The organism is Bradyrhizobium sp. WU425 (assembly GCF_021052305.1).
In the GTDB taxonomy this organism is placed as follows: Bacteria; Pseudomonadota; Alphaproteobacteria; order Rhizobiales; family Xanthobacteraceae; genus Bradyrhizobium; species Bradyrhizobium canariense_D.
Window position 1 is genome coordinate 6,228,492 of sequence record NZ_CP088089.1, and the last position, 17,632, is coordinate 6,246,123.

The 17,632-nt window shown below is 64.3% G+C and carries 18 protein-coding genes; 7 read left to right on the top strand and 11 right to left on the bottom strand.

Annotation, left to right across the window (positions count from 1 at the left end; genetic code table 11):
- Positions 1 to 180 precede the first annotated feature (180 nt).
- The 3 genes from BcanWU425_RS30140 to BcanWU425_RS30150 all read left to right on the top strand — a co-directional run bounded on the left by BcanWU425_RS30140 (position 181) and on the right by BcanWU425_RS30150 (position 4,358).
- Positions 181 to 1,227, top strand: a complete 1,047-nt coding sequence (locus BcanWU425_RS30140) for an alpha/beta fold hydrolase (protein ID WP_204513827.1) — start codon at positions 181 to 183, stop codon at positions 1,225 to 1,227.
- 221 nt (positions 1,228 to 1,448) lie between these two features.
- Positions 1,449 to 1,853: a DUF2946 family protein gene (locus BcanWU425_RS30145; RefSeq protein WP_018454959.1), complete on the top strand. Its 405-nt coding sequence runs from the start codon at positions 1,449 to 1,451 to the stop codon at positions 1,851 to 1,853.
- A gap of 147 nt (positions 1,854 to 2,000) precedes the next feature.
- On the top strand, positions 2,001 to 4,358 hold the full coding sequence (locus BcanWU425_RS30150; protein ID WP_204513826.1) for a TonB-dependent receptor: 2,358 nt from the start codon (positions 2,001 to 2,003) through the stop codon (positions 4,356 to 4,358).
- A 22-nt stretch (positions 4,359 to 4,380) separates the two neighbouring features.
- Here BcanWU425_RS30150 and BcanWU425_RS30155 read toward each other — a convergent pair whose 3' ends face one another.
- From BcanWU425_RS30155 to BcanWU425_RS30175, 5 genes are all read right to left on the bottom strand, one after another.
- Entirely contained in the window at positions 4,381 to 5,538 is a 1,158-nt protein-coding gene (locus tag BcanWU425_RS30155) for a hypothetical protein (RefSeq protein WP_231188815.1), read from the bottom strand.
- A 30-nt stretch (positions 5,539 to 5,568) separates the two neighbouring features.
- Positions 5,569 to 6,270, bottom strand: coding sequence for a methyltransferase domain-containing protein (locus BcanWU425_RS30160; protein WP_085361317.1), 702 nt, complete (start codon positions 6,268 to 6,270; stop codon positions 5,569 to 5,571).
- 37 nt (positions 6,271 to 6,307) lie between these two features.
- The gene (locus BcanWU425_RS30165; RefSeq protein ID WP_018454963.1) at positions 6,308 to 6,823 is read right to left on the bottom strand and encodes a GNAT family N-acetyltransferase; all 516 of its coding nucleotides are present in this window, start codon (positions 6,821 to 6,823) and stop codon (positions 6,308 to 6,310) included.
- Between the two features lie 67 nt (positions 6,824 to 6,890).
- Positions 6,891 to 7,838 (bottom strand): glycosyltransferase family 2 protein, encoded by a 948-nt coding sequence (locus BcanWU425_RS30170; protein WP_204513824.1) that lies wholly within the window; start codon positions 7,836 to 7,838, stop codon positions 6,891 to 6,893.
- 62 nt (positions 7,839 to 7,900) lie between these two features.
- Positions 7,901 to 8,392 carry an NUDIX domain-containing protein gene (locus BcanWU425_RS30175; RefSeq protein WP_085352656.1) on the bottom strand — a complete coding sequence of 164 codons (492 nt, stop codon included), beginning with the start codon at positions 8,390 to 8,392 and terminating at the stop codon, positions 7,901 to 7,903.
- 80 nt (positions 8,393 to 8,472) lie between these two features.
- Here BcanWU425_RS30175 and BcanWU425_RS30180 point away from each other — a divergent pair, with 80 nt between their 5' ends.
- Positions 8,473 to 9,354 (top strand): metallophosphoesterase family protein, encoded by an 882-nt coding sequence (locus tag BcanWU425_RS30180; protein ID WP_204513823.1) that lies wholly within the window; start codon positions 8,473 to 8,475, stop codon positions 9,352 to 9,354.
- Between the two features lie 39 nt (positions 9,355 to 9,393).
- Here BcanWU425_RS30180 and BcanWU425_RS30185 read toward each other — a convergent pair whose 3' ends face one another.
- The 3 genes from BcanWU425_RS30185 to BcanWU425_RS30195 form a co-directional block, all read right to left on the bottom strand.
- Positions 9,394 to 9,948 carry a hypothetical protein gene (locus tag BcanWU425_RS30185; protein WP_204513822.1) on the bottom strand — a complete coding sequence of 185 codons (555 nt, stop codon included), beginning with the start codon at positions 9,946 to 9,948 and terminating at the stop codon, positions 9,394 to 9,396.
- A gap of 199 nt (positions 9,949 to 10,147) precedes the next feature.
- The gene (locus BcanWU425_RS30190) at positions 10,148 to 10,354 is read right to left on the bottom strand and encodes a DUF4170 domain-containing protein (RefSeq protein ID WP_007595122.1); all 207 of its coding nucleotides are present in this window, start codon (positions 10,352 to 10,354) and stop codon (positions 10,148 to 10,150) included.
- Between the two features lie 30 nt (positions 10,355 to 10,384).
- A complete protein-coding gene (locus tag BcanWU425_RS30195; protein ID WP_018454968.1) occupies positions 10,385 to 12,016 on the bottom strand; it encodes an isocitrate lyase in 1,632 nt (543 codons plus the stop codon).
- A gap of 220 nt (positions 12,017 to 12,236) precedes the next feature.
- On the opposite strand from BcanWU425_RS30195, the gene BcanWU425_RS30200 reads away from it, so the two are divergent.
- Positions 12,237 to 13,682, top strand: a complete 1,446-nt coding sequence (locus BcanWU425_RS30200) for a helix-turn-helix domain-containing protein (protein ID WP_018454969.1) — start codon at positions 12,237 to 12,239, stop codon at positions 13,680 to 13,682.
- Positions 13,683 to 13,819: 137 nt separating this feature from the next.
- Here the strand turns inward: BcanWU425_RS30200 and BcanWU425_RS30205 are convergent, their stop codons facing one another.
- Positions 13,820 to 14,113 carry an antibiotic biosynthesis monooxygenase gene (locus BcanWU425_RS30205; protein ID WP_007607017.1) on the bottom strand — a complete coding sequence of 98 codons (294 nt, stop codon included), beginning with the start codon at positions 14,111 to 14,113 and terminating at the stop codon, positions 13,820 to 13,822.
- 229 nt (positions 14,114 to 14,342) lie between these two features.
- Between BcanWU425_RS30205 and BcanWU425_RS30210 the strand changes: the two genes are divergently transcribed.
- Complete coding sequence (locus tag BcanWU425_RS30210) at positions 14,343 to 15,149, top strand: hypothetical protein (RefSeq protein ID WP_018454970.1); 807 nt, start codon at positions 14,343 to 14,345, stop codon at positions 15,147 to 15,149.
- Between the two features lie 164 nt (positions 15,150 to 15,313).
- A complete protein-coding gene (locus BcanWU425_RS30215; protein WP_204513821.1) occupies positions 15,314 to 15,655 on the top strand; it encodes a hypothetical protein in 342 nt (113 codons plus the stop codon).
- Between the two features lie 194 nt (positions 15,656 to 15,849).
- On the opposite strand, the gene BcanWU425_RS30220 is transcribed toward BcanWU425_RS30215, so the two are convergent.
- Positions 15,850 to 16,491, bottom strand: a complete 642-nt coding sequence (locus tag BcanWU425_RS30220) for a tetratricopeptide repeat protein (protein WP_204513820.1) — start codon at positions 16,489 to 16,491, stop codon at positions 15,850 to 15,852.
- A gap of 134 nt (positions 16,492 to 16,625) precedes the next feature.
- Positions 16,626 to 17,558 carry a zinc metalloprotease HtpX gene (htpX, locus tag BcanWU425_RS30225; protein ID WP_204513819.1) on the bottom strand — a complete coding sequence of 311 codons (933 nt, stop codon included), beginning with the start codon at positions 17,556 to 17,558 and terminating at the stop codon, positions 16,626 to 16,628.
- Positions 17,559 to 17,632 lie beyond the last annotated feature (74 nt).

The following is a 17,632-nucleotide window of genomic DNA, read 5'->3' on the forward strand; positions in this document are numbered from 1 at the left end:
TTCGCCCCCGAACTCGGTCGAATGTAGCGCGTTGTGAAATCTGGGGCCGGTTCTTCCTCGGCGCTGGGCAGGCGCGTCCCTGTCCAGGCATCGCTCCCCGCGGACAAGAGCAGTTCTCGACGGAGCCTTCGCAGCACCCAAACCGCGCGAGCGCTCAGTGAGAAGCGGAGTTACTCGACCATGACAGACCGACTTCAACCGATCAGTTCTGAAGCCGAACTATCGCTCGACCAGCGCACGTTCAGCTCGCCTCGTCAGACAACGCGCTACATCGAGTGCGGGCCGGTCGACAGACCGTTGATGATTTTCGTCCATGGCTGGCCGAGCATCAGTTTGATGTGGCGCGCGCAGATGGAAGCGTTTGCCGCCGACGGTTGGCACTGCGTCGCTCCCGATCTGCGCGGCTACGGCGGCTCTTCCACGCCTGCAGCCAACGACGCCTATACCATCGAGGAAATCGTGACGGACATGGCCGAACTCCATGATCACCTGGGCGGCAAGCCTGCGATCTGGGTTGGCCACGACTGGGGCTGTGTTGTGGTCGGTGAGTTGGTCGCGCATCAGCCAAAGCGCAGCCGCGGAGTCGTGCTGACCTCGCTGGCATATCAACCCGACGGGCACGCCCTGCGCACAGTCGTCCCGCTGGTCGACCGGACGATTTATCCGGTCGACCAATATCCGGATGGCCAATGGGATTACTACCGTTACTACAACACGCACTTCGAGGCGGCAGTCGCCGACCTCGATGCAGACTTGGCAGCATCGCTGGCGTCGATCTTTCGGCCAGGCGACCCCGCCGGCATCGGCAAGGTTTCGCCGAATGCGATGGTCACGCGCAATGGAGGGCGCTTTGGCGCCGCGCACCGCGCTCCGCCGACTGAGCCCGATTCGGCTCTCTGGCCGCCGGCGGACTTCGACGTGCTGGTGCAGACGTTCAAGGCTCATGGCTTCCGCCCATCCTGCGCGTGGTACATGAACGACGACGCCAACATCGCCTATGCGCGCAAGGCACTCAATGGCGGCCGCCTGTCGCAGCCGGTGCTGTTCGTTAACGGCGACTTTGATCAGATCTGCAGCATCACCGGAAATCGCCAAGGTGACCCGATGCGCGCCACCTGCCCGGACCTGACCGTAACGAGCATGCCCGCAGGGCATTGGCTGCCGCTGGAGCGCAAGGCAGAACACATCGAGGCCATCCGCACCTGGCTCCGGAGCAAAAAGCTCTGATGCCACCTGCTCGCGCTGACACTGAGTCCAATCGCCGTCCGCGTAAGCCGTTTGACAGGTCCTCAGCCTAGGCTTTCAGTTGCCTGCACGACACGGCAAGGAGCCGGCCCGCTCGGGTCGGCTCGACAGCGGTTGACATCCGCTGACGGATTGCGCGATGTTACATTATAACATCGCGGGATCAGGGGATGATACCTCGCGATGTGGGGTGGCGTTTCCAGATGAAGTGGTTCCGGTCGAATATCAGGCACGGCGCCCGGCTCGCGATCTTCGCGATGCTGGTGCAGTTCGCGCTGACGTTCGGCCACAGCCATTGGTTCGCCCAGGCGGCTCCCCTCGCCCAGTCCTCGCTGCAGCAGACCGACGGCGCCCAAGCTCCCGCTTCGATCGACCGTTCCGCGGTCGAGAGGCAATCGCCATTGGCTCCCGACAGGGAGCAACCGGGCGAGGACAATTGCGCGATCTGCGCATTGGTCGCGATGGCGGGCACCGTCTTGTTCGCGGCGCCGCCTGTGTTGCTGCTGCCGCAGGCGATCGACCTGCTCTACCGCACCACCGACGCCGAATTCGTCCACCTGAAATCGGCCGGTACGGCATTCCAGCCCCGCGCCCCTCCCGCGTCCTGACTTCCACAACGCTTGATCACGCCCGGGCTCGCCGCTTTCAGGCGCATTCCCGGGAGCAGCTGAAGTCGAATTCCGTCGCGCAGCGACGGCAGGCCGCCTCCGATCAGCAGACGAACATGCGGACGGCGCCTGACTGGAATCAGGACCATGTCATTCAAATTGCGGCGCGCGCAGCGCCTTGGCGGAGCAAGCCTGCTCCTGCTCGGCGCCGCCACCTCGGCGCTGGCCGAGGATAAGTCATCGACCGAGATCCCCGCCGTCACCGTGACGGCTCCGAGCCCCATCGTGCGCAGGGCGGTGGTGCCGACCCGCAACCCCGGTCGTCCCACCCGAACCGCGCGGGCACGCAGCCACCAACGCGCTGCGGACGCCACGCCGGCAACCTCCACGCCGGCCGCACCTCAGCAGGGCGTGCTGCCCATCGTGACCAACCAGTTCGCGACGGTCACGGTGGTGCCGAACGAAGAGATCCGCCGCGAGGGCGGCGGCCAGCTCGGCGACCTCCTGTTCTCGAAACCCGGCATCACCGGATCGAGCTTCGCGCCCGGCGCCTCCAGCCGGCCGATCATCCGGGGACTTGACGTCAACCGCGTCGGCATCGTCGAGAACGGCACCAATGCCGGCGGCGCCTCCGATCTCGGCGAGGATCACTTCGTTCCAATTGATCCGCTCGCGACCAACCAGGTCGAGGTGGTACGCGGGCCGGCTGCGCTGCGCTATGGCTCGACCTCGATCGGCGGCGTCGTCAGCGCCACCAACAACCGGATTCCCGACGCGCTGCCGACCTGCGCTCCGTCGTTCCAGACCTACGGCATGCCGACGAAGGCACCGCTCGCAGCGGCCGCGACTTCGCCTTGCGTCACCGCCGAGACGCGCAGCGCGTTCAGTTCGGTTGACCGCGGCGTCGAAAGCGGCGTGCTGCTCGACACGGGCGGCGGCAATTTTGCCTTCCATGCCGACGTCTACGGGCGCAACACCACCGACTACAGCATCCCGAGCTACCCGTACCTCGCCGACCAGACCCGGCCCGTCGCCAACGGACGCCAGCCCAACTCGGCGACGCGCTCAGACGGCGCCTCGATCGGCGGCTCCTACTTTTTCCAGGGCGGCTATATCGGCGCGGCGATCACGCAGAACGACTCCCTGTACCACATCCCCGGCATCGACGGCGCCGACCACAACACGCGGATCGACGCCCATCAGACCAAGATCAACGTCAAGGGCGAGTACCATCCCGACGCTACGGCGATCGACGTCGTTCGCTTCTGGGCCGGCGCGACCGATTACCGGCACAACGAGATCGGGCTTGCCGATCCCGCCGATTCCAACACGGACGGCGTGCGGCAGACCTTCACCAACAAGGAGCAGGAGATCCGCACCGAGGTGCAGCTGATGCCGTTCAACGCGCGCTTCGCCGAGGTGACGACGGCGCTGGGCTTCCAGGTCGGCCATCAGGAATTGAGCGCGCCGAGCCCGGACAATCCGGGCACGCTGTTCAACGGCCTGTGGGACCCGAACAACAGCACGCGCGTTGCCGGTTACGCGTTCAACGAGTTCAAGTTCACGGACGCGACGCGGGCGCAGATCGCCGGCCGCATCGAGCATGTCGAGCTGCACGGGACGACGCCGGATTTTCCCGCGGACTTCCTGCCCGACGGCACGCCGCAGGCGGGCATCGGCCGTAATCCGTCCTTCACGCCGAAGAGCGGCAGCATCGGCCTGTTGCAGGACCTGCCAGGCGGCATGGTTGGCAGCATCACCGCGCAATATGTCGAGCGCGCGCCGAAGGCCGCCGAGCTGTTCTCGCGCGGCGCACATGATGCGACCGCGACCTTCGACATCGGCAACCCCAACCTCACCATCGAGACCGCGAAATCCGTGGAGGTCGGCCTGCGCAAGGCAACGGGGCCGTTCCGCTTCGAGGCGACGGTCTACTACACGCATTTCAACAACTTCATCTATCGCCGTCTCACCGGCGTGATGTGCGACGACGACTTTGCCTCGTGCGGCACGCCCGGCGCCGAGGTGAACCAGGCGGTCTATTCGCAGCGGGACGCGAACTTCCGCGGTGGCGAATTTCAGTCGCAGCTCGATGTCGGCGCGTTCCAGGGCGGCATCTGGGGCATCGAGAACCAGTTCGACGTGGTCCGTGCCACCTTCACCGACGGCACCAACGTGCCACGCATTCCGCCGGTGAGACTGGGCGGCGGCGTGTTCTGGCGCGACGACAACTGGCTGATGCGCGTTAATCTGTTGCACGCCTTCGCTCAGAACAACGTCGCGGTGATCGCGGAGACGCCGACACCGGGCTACAATCTCTTGAAGGCCGAGGTGAGCTACAAGACCAAGCTCAACCCGAATGCATTCGGCGCGCGCGAGATGCTGCTCGGCCTCGTCGGCAACAATCTGTTGAACGAAAACATCCGCAACTCGGTGTCCTACACCAAGGACGAGGTGTTGATGCCCGGCATCGGGGTACGGGCGTTCGCGAACTTCAAGTTCTGAAAGCGCGATTGCTAGCCGGACTTCATCGTGCTGTGGCTGAGGCGGCCGCTTCGGGGGCCCCCTCTGATGCCTCCTGAAACAGCACGGCAAACAGCAGGGTCCATAATGTCAGGAGAGAAATAGGGATCGTGTAGTACGGTGTCGCGATCGGATAGGTGAAGAAGAAGGCGAGGTTGAGCGCCAGATTGGCGATCGTGAGCAGCGCGACGCGGCGAATGCCGTTCGCCTGCCGCAACAGCCAGTTCGAGCCTGCGATTCCGATGACGATCAGCAAGGTCTGGAGCGGATCGGCCAGATAGTCCCGGACCACCGCGAACGAAAAATCCAGTGGCCTGACATCGGGATTGTTGCCGTAGGTCGATGCGAACGGACTGCCGGCGTTGACGGCGTAAGAGACGATGGTCGGGATCACGCCGGCCAGCAACGCGACGCCGAACACAAGCCCCTGCAAGAACCGGGACATCGTCCGCTTCGCAAGAAACGCGACGAGGAGAAAGAGACCATAGCCCGACGCCAGGAAAAGGTTGGCCAATCGAAAGTCGACGGTCAATCCGAGCAGGAAACCGATTGGCGCCAGCAGCCAGATATTCGGTTGAGATCGCGGGCCCGCCAGCCATCGCGCCGTGAGACATCCTACGAGCGCGCACACGACGACCGTCGGGGCCATCGAATAGCTCGCCTTGACCGGATTGACCATCAGGTAGATCGCAAGACAGCCGAACGTCCCGGCCATCAGGACCAACCTCATGCTGCGCGCGAGAGAAAGCGCAAACAGCGCAAAGCCCAGGACGACAATGGTCGCCAGCATGTACATGGGCGCGACCTGGTGCCCTGGCGGAAACAACGCCAACACGAGGCCGACGCCCGGCGGGTATTGAATGACGACCTTCCCCGTGGCCGGCATCAGATTGTGACATGGCGCCGCGGTCGTATCGTTCCAGTCGGGGTAGCCGATCTCCTTCAGCTTTGCTTTCTGATAGCCATCGTCGTCGCGGGTGAGGCTGGTGTCGAATCCCTCCACCAGCCCGAATCTCTGGAACAGATGCGCCTGCCGCAGGTAGCAGATGTCGTCATAGACGCCGCGCGCCTCGTTCCATCGCATCATGGTCCAGAAATGGCCGACCAGCACCGCGAGAAACAACACGACGAAGGAGGCTTTGCTGGTGTGGATCTTCTTCATCGGGATCATGCTGGGGCGGGAGGCGCTGCTTCAGCGGAATGCAAGATAGAGATTGGACGATAGCGGGCCGAGCGACAAACCGGTGTAGCCCACAGCCGCGGACATGGGGTTGGACGACTTGGCACTCGCAGACTCGGCAACCAGCGCGGCGAGCCCCAGCAGCCGTTTTCGCGTCATCAGGATCAGATTCTGCTCGTCGGTCCATTCCGACTTGCCGGCGATCATGCAGGCGATCCTGAAGGTGCCGTCCAGATAGTGCGCCAGCGGGATGGCCGTGTGGTGCTCGACCGGAAAGAACCTGTTGGGCACCGTGATGAAGACCCGCCGCGCGACGCGGCCAAGCTCCTCGACCAGGAGCACTTGGTTTTCATGGCTGCCGGCATGCTCGAGCACGGCATTGGACGTCGCGACGTCGAACGCATTGTCGTCAAACGGCAGCCGTGTATTCGGTTCAATCTGCACGTAACGGCAAAGCGGAAAAGCCGCCTTGAATCCGATACCTTCGCCGAGCCCGCAGGCCGTGATCTTGTGCTGATGCGGGTAGCTTCGCTCCAGCACGTTGGCGCCGTCGTTGATCACGTCGGACACGCCGACATCCAGGATCTCGTCCGCCGCGCACGGCTGCATCTGGGCGATGAAATCCTGGTAGATGCGGTCGCGCGCCGCGATCAGCAGCTTTTCCGCCGTGCTCCCGGACGCCACTTCCCGGTAATATTGCTGATCGACCGGCACTGCCCTACCTTCATGTGAGCTTCGAAGCGAGGGCGCGTCAGGTTCGCGTCTTGCTCCAGTCGGGACCGACCGGCCCCGATACGCCTTCGAACGCGCCCTCGACCAGCTCGATGACGAGGAGCCGGCTGTAATCGACCGGGCCCGGCATGGTGACGCGTCCCTTGGGGACTTGCTTGAAGCCGACGCGGCTGTAATAGGGTTCGTCGCCGACCAGCAGCACCAGGCGATGGCCCTGCGCCTTGGCATCCTTCAGCGCGCGCTCGAGCAGCAGCCTGCCGACGCCGCGGCTGCGGAACGGAGGCTCGACCGTCAGGGGCCCGAGCAGCAACGCCGGCGTGTCGCCGACGCAAATCGGCAATTGCCGGACGGATCCGACCAGCAACGTACCGACGCGGGCGGTGAAGGATAGATCGAGCACATGGTCCACGTGCTCGCGGATGCGGTACGCGCTGAGCACGAAGCGGCCCGGTCCGAAGGTGCGTTCGTGCAGCCGCTCGATCGCCTGAGCATCGCCGACGGCTTCCGACCGGATGGTGAGGGAAAGATCGTTCATCGCGTCGGCGGGATATCACCTTGGAGGGCAGCGGTCCATACGATTGCGCCCGGCCCCCGGGGCAATTTCAGCTCCGCCCGAGCGGTGGTTGGGACAGGTAGGCGAGCATCTTCATTTCCCGCCGCCCGCGCGTCACGGTGTCGAGCACGAGCCCCGACGAAGCCGAAAGCAGCGCCATGATCATCAGACCCATGGAGAGGACGGCGGTCGGCAGGCGCGGTACCAGGCCGGTTTCGAGGAAGGTGATCACCACGGGCAATCCGAAAGCGATCGACAGCAGCGCGAAGAGGATGCCGATCGCCGAAAAGAAGCGCAGCGGCCGCTCCAACCGGTTGAGCTTCAGCATCGTGTTGAAGATGCGCAACCCATCCTGCCAGGTATTGAGCTTGGAGAAGGAGCCTTCCGGGCGCGCATAATAGGGCGTCCCGACCTCGGCGACCGGCAGCGACAATTCCAGCGCATAGACCGCGAACTCGGTCTCGATCTCGAAACCGCCGGACAGGACGGGAAAGGATTTGACGAAGCGGCGGGAGAACACGCGGTAACCGGACAAGATGTCCTTGAAGGTGTGGCCGAAAGTCGATGCCAGGAAACCGGTGAACAGCCGATTGCCGATGCGATGACCGCGCCGGTAGGCCGCTTGCGATTGATCGACACGCAGGCCGACAACCATATCCAGATGCTCGTCGAGGAGCTGGTCGATCATGCGCGACGCGCTCGGCGCGTCGTAGGTCGCATCGCCATCGACGAGCACGTAGATGTCGGCTTCGATGTCTGCGAACATGCGGCGAACGACGTGGCCTTTGCCCTGGCGCCGTTCGCTGCGCACGATCGCTCCCGCCTCGCGCGCGACCGCCGCGGTACGGTCGGTCGAATTGTTGTCGTACACGTAGACCTCGGCCGCAGGCAGGGCCTTGCGGAAATCGGCGACGACCGTCGCGACGGCGGTTTCCTCATTGTAGCAGGGCACCAGCACGGCGACCCGAAATGGCCATGACGTCGTCGATTCAGACAATCTTCATCCCTCGTCCATGCGCCGACACCGCAGGCGCGGCGATCTACTAGCACGGGCAGCCATCATCGCCACGTCGCAATCCGCGGCCTGTCGTGCAGGACTTCGGCGATCCGCAACCGCGTGCCCGGCGTGGTCCCCTCGGGCAGCGCAGTGACCGCGAAGAATCCGCACTCCGCGATCTCGCGGTTGGGCGCGGGCAGGCGATCCTGCTTGAACTGCCTGACGACGTAGACCGCGACATGGTCGCGGCGGGAGACGTGGCTGTTGAGGAAGATGCCGTGCAGCACGGCGTCGCCGGTGAGATCGATATCCCCCTCCTCCTTGAGCTCGCGGCGCATCGCGTGCTCCATGGTCTCGCCGAGATCGACGCCGCCGCCGGGCAGATACCAGCCCGTGACGTAGCTGTGCCTGACCAGGAACACCCTGGTGTCGGCATCCACCACCACGGCGCGGACGCCGAGCGTCATCCCGCGGACCAGCAGGAAATAGGCGTGGAAGATTCGCCGCAGCAGCGGCTCGAATTTCCGTCGGACGCTGTTCAGACGTTCCCCCATCGGGCTCCCTTGATGCCCCGCTTGCACCTAGCCTGCGACCTTGCCATTACAGCGGACGAATAGCGAGGCAATCGCCCCCCATGGCTCCCTTCACGCTCGCCCATCTGTCCGACCCGCATCTGCCGCCGCTGCCGAAGCCGCGGCTGATCGAGCTCGCCGGCAAGCGCGCGTTCGGCTATGTCAACTGGACGCGCAACCGTCACAAATACCAGCGCCGCGAGGTGCTCGACGCCCTTGTCGCCGACGTGAAGGCGCAAGGTCCCGACCACATCGCGGTCACAGGCGATCTCGTCAATCTGGCGCTGGAGGCGGAGTTCGCGCCGGCGCGCGCCTGGCTCGACGGCGTCGGTCCGCCCGACCGCGTCACCACGATTCCCGGCAATCACGACGCTTATGTCCGCGCTACCTTTCATCGCTTCGGCGAAACCTTCGCGCCCTATCTTGCGGGCGACGATGGCCGTATCGGCTTTCCGAGCCTGCGCCGGCGCGGGCCGCTCGCACTGATCAGCCTGTCCACGGCGGTGCCCACCTTGCCGTTGATGGCGACAGGCGCGCTCGGACGCGAACAGCTCGCGGCGCTCGAAGAGGTGCTCGAGCGGCTCGCAACCGAGGACGTCTTTCGCGTGCTGCTGGTGCATCATCCCCTGAAGTCCGGCGCGCGCCACAAGCGCATGACTGACTCCGCCGGGCTGCTGACGCTTTTGAAACGCCACGGCGTCGAGTTGATCCTGCATGGACACGACCACATTCATTCGACGATGTGGTTCGAGGGACCCAACGGCAATATTCCGGCGCTCGGCGTGCCGTCGGCCTCCGCGCTCGCGCACGGCCGCAGTCCCGCTGCAGCCTACAATCTGTTCACGATCGAGAAGGACAACACCGGCTGGCGTTGCGAGCAGACGGTGCGGAGCCTGGGGGCTGGACTTCAGATCGGACAGATCAAGCATGTGAGATTGATTTGAGGCCGCCCGTCATTGCTCGCAATGACGACGGCGAACGTCTCACCAGCTCCGCAGCGCCGCGAGCACGGCAACACCGAACAGCGCGGCGGCGCCGAGCACAAATCCGAACACGAACGGCCACACGCGCGAGCGGCGCCGCGGCGGCGCTAGCTCGGGCTTCGGCTCGGGCGGGACCACCATCGCATGCTCGCGTTCGATCATGCGGCGGGCGACATAATCAGTCACGGCCTCGACGATGACAGCGGTGTCGTGCGATTCGGCGAGCACGATGCGGCCGAAGCGGGTGTCCTGCACGAAGCGGTACATTCGCTTGTCACGCCCCATCAAGATATGCGCGACGACGTCGATCCAGAGCCTGGGCGTGTCGCCCTGGCTGATGCCACGGTCGAACAGGTCGATCTGATCGGGCACCTGTGCGAACAGGGGATCGAGCGAATCGTTGAGGATCTCGAGCCGCGCCACCTCGGCATCGCGCAAATCGACGACGACGCCGGTCCGGTCGGCGGCCTCGATTCGCGCTCGCAACAACGCATCACGCAGCCGCACCGGGCGCGGCTGGCCGGGATGGATCCCGCTGGTCTCGGGCTCTGACATTGGCGGCCTCGTCCTCACTTGGCGGGATTAACCTATCAGCAACCAAAGTGTCCGCAAAGGGCCTACAATTCCAGTGACTTACGACGCCCACAAATCTTTCACCTGTGCCAAAAACAGACGGTCCCACCCGGCTTGCGCCGGATGGGACCCTCCGTCCTTGGACGTCTTCTTATTCAGATTGGCATGCAAGTTCAGATTGTCACGCCGAGACCCGCGACGGCTCTTCCACGATCGAGAAGCGGACGCCCGCCTTGTGGCGGTTCTCTTCCGAGACCGAGCGCCAGGCGTCCTCGGCCTCCTTGCGGGTCTTGAACGGACCCTGCACCTGGGCCGAACCTTCCACGAGCTTGTGGAAGTTCATCGAACCGAACTCGCCGCCGATCACCCAGAAATTGCTGTTGGTCATTGTCAGTCTCCTGTCGATTAGCGTGATGCGTTAGCCGAACTGGTTCATCGTGTTGTGGGCACCGCCCGCCTTCAGGGCAGCCTCGCCGGCGAAGTATTCCTTGTGGTCGTCGCCGATGTCGGAGCCGGCCATGTTCTGATGCTTGGCGCAGGCGATACCCTGACGGATCTCGGCGCGCTGGACGTTCTTGACATAGCCGAGCATTCCCTGGTCGCCGAAATATTCCTTCGCCAGATTGTCCGTCGATAGCGCCGCCGTGTGATAGGTCGGCAACGTGATCAGGTGGTGGAAGATGCCGGCACGCTTGGCCGAATCCGCCTGGAAGGTACGGATGCGCTCGTCGGCTTCCTTCCCCAGCGGCGTATCGTCGTATTCCGGCTTCATCAGCTCGGCACGATTGTACTTGCTGACGTCCTTCCCGGCTTCCTTCATGGCGTCGTAGACCTGCCAACGGAAGTTGAGGGTCCAGTTGAACGAGGGCGAGTTGTTGTAGGCCAGCTTCGCGTTCGGAACCACCTTGCGGATCCGGTCGACCATCTTGGCGATCTGCTCGATATGCGGCTTCTCGGTTTCGATCCAGAGCAGGTCGGCGCCGTTCTGCAGCGAGGTGATGCAATCCAGCACGCAGCGGTCTTCGCCGGTGCCCGGGCGGAACTGATAGAGATTGGAGGGCAGGCGCTTCGGACGCATCATCTTGCCGTTGCGGTTGATGATGACGTCGCCGTTGCGGGCGTTCTCCGCGGTCACTTCCTCGCAATCCAGGAAGCTGTTGTACTGGTCGCCGAGGTCGCCGGGCTTGTGGCTGACCGCGATCTGCTGGGTCAGGCCGGCACCGAGCGAGTCGGTGCGGGTCACGACGATGCCGTCTTCGACGCCGAGTTCGAGGAAGGCGTGGCGGCAGGCCCGGATCTTGGCCAGGAACACCTCGTGCGGCACGGTGACCTTGCCGTCCTGGTGGCCGCACTGCTTTTCGTCCGAGACCTGGTTCTCGATCTGGAGCGCGCAGGCACCCGCCTCGATCATCTTCTTGGCGAGCAGATAGGTGGCCTCCGCATTGCCGAAGCCGGCGTCGATGTCGGCGATGACGGGCACGACATGGGTCTGGAAGTTATCGATCTTCTCGATCAGCTCCTTCTCTCTGGTCTTGTCGCCTTCCTTGCGGGCCTTATCGAGGTTGCGGAAGATATCGTTCAGCTCGCGCGAATCGGCCTGACGCAGGAAGGTGTAGAGCTCTTCGATCAGCGCCGGCACCGAGGTCTTCTCGTGCATCGACTGGTCCGGCAGCGGGCCGAACTCGGAGCGCAGCGCCGCGATCATCCAGCCGGACAGGTACAGATAGGTGCGATCGGTCTTGCCAAAGTGCTTCTTGACCGAGATCAGCTTCTGCTGGGCGATGAAGCCGTGCCAGCAGCCCAACGACTGCGTGTACTTGGTGGGGTCGCCGTCGTAGGCGGCCATGTCGGCCCGCATCAGCGCCGCGGTGTAGCGAGCGACGTCGAGGCCGGTCTTGAAGCGATTCTGCAGGCGCATGCGGGCGACGGCCTCGGCCGACACCCCGTTCCAGGTCGGCTGGGTCTCCAGGAGCGACCGGGCCGCCTCGACCTCACTCTGATACGAGGCAGGGGCCTGGAAGGTGCTGATGCCGCGGGGCTGGTAATTCATGTGCCTGATCCTTTCACGACGATGGCACCGCCATCGACATTCTTGACAATGCATTGCGAGATGCGTGTCAGAAGCTAAACGCGAGAAAGCCTAGCTCGTATAGGAGTCTTGTATTTGAATGGTGATGTCATGTAACATAGGTGATTGTATAAATGTCACTTTGTAAAACTTGTAAAGAATATAGGTCAGTAAGACTGCCTTACGACTTTGGAGACCTAGAATGCCCGCCGGATCCGGTAAGAAGCTCTTCGTCGGCCCGCGCTTCCGGCGGATCCGGCAGCAATTGGGGCTGTCGCAGACTCAGATCGCCGAGGGGCTCGGGATCTCGCCGAGCTATGTCAACTTGATCGAGCGCAACCAGCGTCCGGTGACTGCGCAGATCCTGCTACGGCTGGCCGAAACCTACGACCTCGACCTGCGCGACCTCGCGACCGCCGACGAGGACCGCTTCTTCGCCGAACTCAACGAGATCTTCTCCGACCCGCTGTTCCGCCAGATCGACGTTCCCAAGCAGGAACTGCGCGATCTGGCCGAGCTTTGCCCCGGCGTCACCCATGCGCTGCAACGGCTCTATGCCGCCTATACCGAGGCCCGCCAGGGCGAGACGCTGGCCGCGGCGCAAATGGCCGACCGCGACGTCGGCACCCGCTATGAGGCCAATCCGGTCGAGCGCGTCCGCGAGCTGATCGAGGCCAACCGCAACTACTTTCCGGAACTCGAGCAGGCCGCGGAGACTCTGCGCGACGGACTGAACGTGCCGGCCGAAGAGCTTTATGCGGCACTGGCGGCACGGCTGCGCGAAAAGCATTCGATCCAGACCCGCATCATGCCGGTGGACGTGATGCGCGAGACGCTGAGGCGCTTCGACCGCCATCGGCGCCAGCTCCTGATCTCCGAACTGGTCGACCCGCCCGGCCGCGCGTTCCAGCTCGCCTTTCAGCTCGGCCTCGTTGAATGCGCGCAGCATCTGGAGACCATCATCGGCCGCGCCGGCGCGCTCGACGACACACCGCGCCGCCTATTCCGGATCACGCTCGGCAACTACTTTGCGGCCGCGGTGATGATGCCCTACCCGGCCTTCCTGGCCGCGGCAGAAGCGTTGAACTACGACATCCATCTGCTGGCGCAGCGCTTCAATTCCGGCTTCGAGCAGGTCTGCCATCGGCTCACCACCCTGCAGCGGCCGAACGCGCGCGGCATCCCGTTCTTCCTCTTGCGCGTCGACAATGCAGGCAATGTCTCGAAGCGATTTTCGTCGGGCACGTTCCCGTTCTCGAAATTCGGCGGCACGTGTCCGTTGTGGAACGTGCACTCGACCTTCGACACGCCTGACCGCCTGCTGAAGCAGGTGATCGAGCTGCCGGACGGTACGCGCTATTTCTCGATCGCGCAGATGGTGCGCCGCCCCGTCGCGCCGCACCCGCTGCCACAGCCGCGCTTCGCCATTGGCCTCGGCTGCGAGATCCGTCACGCCGCGCGCCTCGTCTACGCTGCCGGCATCGATCTGGAGAAAACGGAGGGCACGCCGATCGGCGTCAACTGCCGTCTCTGCGAGCGCGAAAACTGCGCCCAGCGCGCCGAGCCGCCGATCACGCGCACCCTGATCCTGGACGAGACGACGCGGCGGGTGTCGAGCTTTGCATTCTCGAATGCGAGGGAGCTGTAAAGCACACCGTTGTCATGCCCCGCGAAGGCGGGGCATCCAGTACGCCGCGCCTATCGGTTCAATCCCTGCCGTCTCGGAGTACTGGACGCCCGGTCAAGCCGGGCGATGACAGTTGAATGTGCGGCTGCACCCAATCCCTACGCCAGCGTATGCACGATCACCGGCCCGGCGGCGGCGCGGGCGTCGCCTGCAAGCAGCGCGCCCAGATCCTTCTCGATCCAGGCGATCGCACGCCTGTTCGCCTCCTCCGCCTGCTCGAATTTGTCGAAGATCGAAATCGCCGTGACCGTGTCGTCACCGGCATAGACGACGTAATAGGCGCGGAAGCCGTCGACGTCGCTGATGATCGGAACGGCGCCTTCCTTGATACGGCGCGCCAGCTCTTCGGCGCTCCCGCTTTTTGCCTTGGCCTGACGGATGGCGGCATACATGGCATCCTCGCTTCCGGCTATCTGGTTTGAGGGCTTGGTGCCCGGACCGCATGCTACGCCGAAGCGCGCGGGCAATCCACGCTTGGTTAACTCGGCGCTAATTCAGTTCCGCGATCCGCAACGATCGATTAAGCACGCCTCAACATCGCTGCCTTAGTCTCGCCCCACTCACTTTTCGCAAACAACGGCGGCTTATTCTGCCGCGTGAAGTGACATCAGGGGGTTCATCATGCGCATTGCGTTGCTGCTGACCGCGACCATTGTCGGCGCGCTCTTTGCCAATCCATCCCATGCCGGACCGCTGGATCCGTCCTCCGGCGCAGCGCAGGCGTTACCGCCGGGCTTCCAGAGCTACCGCGGCTACATGTTCGACCTGTCGGAGAATTCCGACCGCAAGGATGTCGACAAGCTCACCGACAATGTGAAGAGCCAGATCGACGTGGTCGAGGCTGCCGGCCTCTCGCCGCGCGTGCTGCGCTTCTTCCGCACCGTCCCGATCATCGCCAGCGAGCTGGCCTGCCTCGACGAAGGCGCCGCGACCGCGTGCTACGGCCGGGTCACGCCTGACATCCAGCGCACCGCTCCCCGCACGCTGACGGTCTGGGACCCCAACAAGCAGCGCTGGAGCAATCCGAACGCCGTCGACCTCGCGGTCGATTCCGGCCTCGGCGTGATCATGCTGCGGCCGGATATGATGCGTTACGAAAAGGAAGCGGTGCTGCTGCACGAGCTCCTGCACGCCTACCATGCGCGGCTGTTGCCGGACGGCTACGCCAACAAAGGCGTGATCGGCTATTACGCCTACGCCAAGTCCAAGGATCTCCTGCCCAAGGAATCCTATGCGCTGAAGAATCACATGGAATTCTTTGCGGTGACCGCCAGCATCTTCCTGGCCGGGAAGAGCGAATTCCACGACCCGAAGTCGCGCGAGGCGCTCAAGGAGAAGTTGCCGGACTATTACAAGTATCTGGTGGGGGTGTTCGGCTTCGACCCCGATCCGGCAGCTGCGAGCGGCCCGGTCGCCTCGCTGAAGTAAAACAGACAGCGCAAAACCAAGGCAGAGAGCCGCGCGCACAGCGCGGCTTTTTTGTTTTGGTCACCGGAAGCTGCGGATGACGCGCGGCCGGGAATTGCCAAGGTGGGGCCCGATCTGCATAGTCCCGCCCGCATCGATACCGTTTTCGAAGAGGATAGAACAACATGGCGGACGCCGACCTGGATGTCGTGATCCGGCAACTGGCCAGACAGCTGCATACGGGCCTGATGACCCGCGCCAAGGAGCGCCGGGATCGATTCAACGGCCTTGCGGCCAAGGCCAAGGGCAAGGAGACCGGCGACCGCTTCAAGATGATGGCCAAGGCCACCATGGAGCAGGCCGTTGCCGCCGCCAAGCGCCTGCAGATGTCCGCCGACAACGTCGCCGACAGCTACGCGCGGTCGATGCGGATCGCCGCCAGCACGCCGGTCGCGGTGAAGGTGGAGAAGAAGGCGCCCACGGAAAAGCCGGTGAAGAAGGCGAAGAAGGCCAAAACCAAGAAGTAGGAGCGCACTTTCTTCCTTCTCCCCTTGTGGGAGAAGGTGGCGTGAAGCGCCGGATGAGGGGTTGTTTCCGCGAATTCAACTGCAGCAGACTCACGCGCGGAGAGATACCCCTCACCCGTCTCGCCGCTTCGCGGCGAGCCACCCTCTCCCACAAGGGGAGAGGGTTGCAGCGGCGCACGCAGCTCTAGATATCTCTACCGCCCTGGCGCGGCGAGCCGGGTCGGCTCGGCACTCGCGAGGTCAGCGAGTTTTGCGCGTGCCGCATCGCGGGTGCGGGCATCCTTGCCGGCGGGCAGCGCCAGCGCGGCTTCGAAATCGGCGCGCGCTTCATTCGCCTGGCCACGCGCCAGGAAGGCGAGGCCGCGATCGAGCCGAGGCTGCGCATCGGAGGGGTCGAGGCGGACCGCGGTGTTGTAGCTCAGGATCGCGCGATCGAGATCGCCGGCGGCCGCGAGCGCGAGACCGCGCTGGTGGTAGGGCGCGGCGTGCCTGGGATCATGCGCGATCGCCTCGTCGTAATCCTCGATGGCAAGTTCGAGGTCACCGTTCTGCCGGCGCGCCAACGCCCGATCGCGATAGAGCGAGGCACGGTTGGGATTGAGATGGATGGCCTCGTCGAAATCCGCGATCGCCCGCCGCCAGTCGCCGTGGCGCAGCGCGATCCGTCCGCGCCCCTCATAGGCGAACGCGATCAGCGAGCCGCGCAGCGGCGAGAAGCCGATCACCGCCGAACAGATGTCGGGCTCGTCCTCGTCTCCGCAATTGACGACGGTGTGCGTGGACAGGCCAATCAGCACGCCCACGACGATCAACAATGGTACTGCAGCTTTGGTCATCTTCGACGGTGGCAGGCAGAGGGCCGGCCACGCATCCCCTTTCGCAGGAACTGTCACGGCAGGGTGTTAACACCGGCCGGGACCGTCCTGTGTGCGACAGGTCACAAAGCGCGCAAATTAGAGCCGCTGCTGCGTCAGCCCCAAGGCCCGCGCGAGGAGGAGCGGCCCCACGGGCTCCGCGGCGGATAGTTCTCATTGGCGCCGACCGACGGCGACGCCTGCGCACCGAGCTCGGCTGCGAGCTCCTGAAGCGCCGCGATGCGATTCTGCGTCGAGGGATGGGTGGCAAACAGATTGTCCACGCCGTGGCCCGACAGCGGATTGATGATGAACATGTGCGCGGTGGCTGGATTTCGTTCCGCCTCGAAATTCGGGACCTGATGCGCCGCGCCTTCGATCTTCACCAGCGCCGATGCCAGCCACATCGGCTGACCGGCGATGCGTGCGCCGAGATTGTCCGCGGCGTATTCACGGGTGCGGCTGATCGCCATCTGCACCAGCATGGCGCCGATCGGGGCGAGGATCATCATCAGGATCGAGCCGACGATGCCCGGGCCGTTGTTGTCGCGGTTGCCGCCGAAGAACATGCCGAACTGCGCCAGCATCGAGATCGCACCGGCAATGGTCGCGGTCACAGTCATCAGCAGCGTGTCGTGGTGCTTGATATGAGCGAGCTCGTGCGCGATCACGCCCGCAAGCTCCTCGCGGCTGAGCTGGTGCATCAACCCGGTGGTGACCGCAACCGCGGCATTCTCGGGATTGCGCCCGGTGGCAAACGCGTTGGGCTGCGGCTCCTCCATCAGGAACACGCGCGGCATCGGCAAGCCGGCGCGGGCCGCTAGCTCGGCCACGAGCCCGACCAGCTCCGGTGCGCTGCTGCGGTCGACCTCATGGGCGCCATACATGGACAGCACCATCCGGTCGGAGTTCCAATAGGTGAAGAGATTGGTCGCCGCGGCAATGACGAGCGCAATCATGGCGCCGCCGGCACCGCCGATCAGATAGCCGACGCCCATGAACAGGGCGGTGAGGCCTGCGAGCAGCATTGCGGTACGAAGATAATTCATGGCCGTCTCCCGAGGCCGGCCGTAGCCGCTGGAGGCGTTGCGGGCCGGCGAGCATGAGGTAGGGATGACCCCGG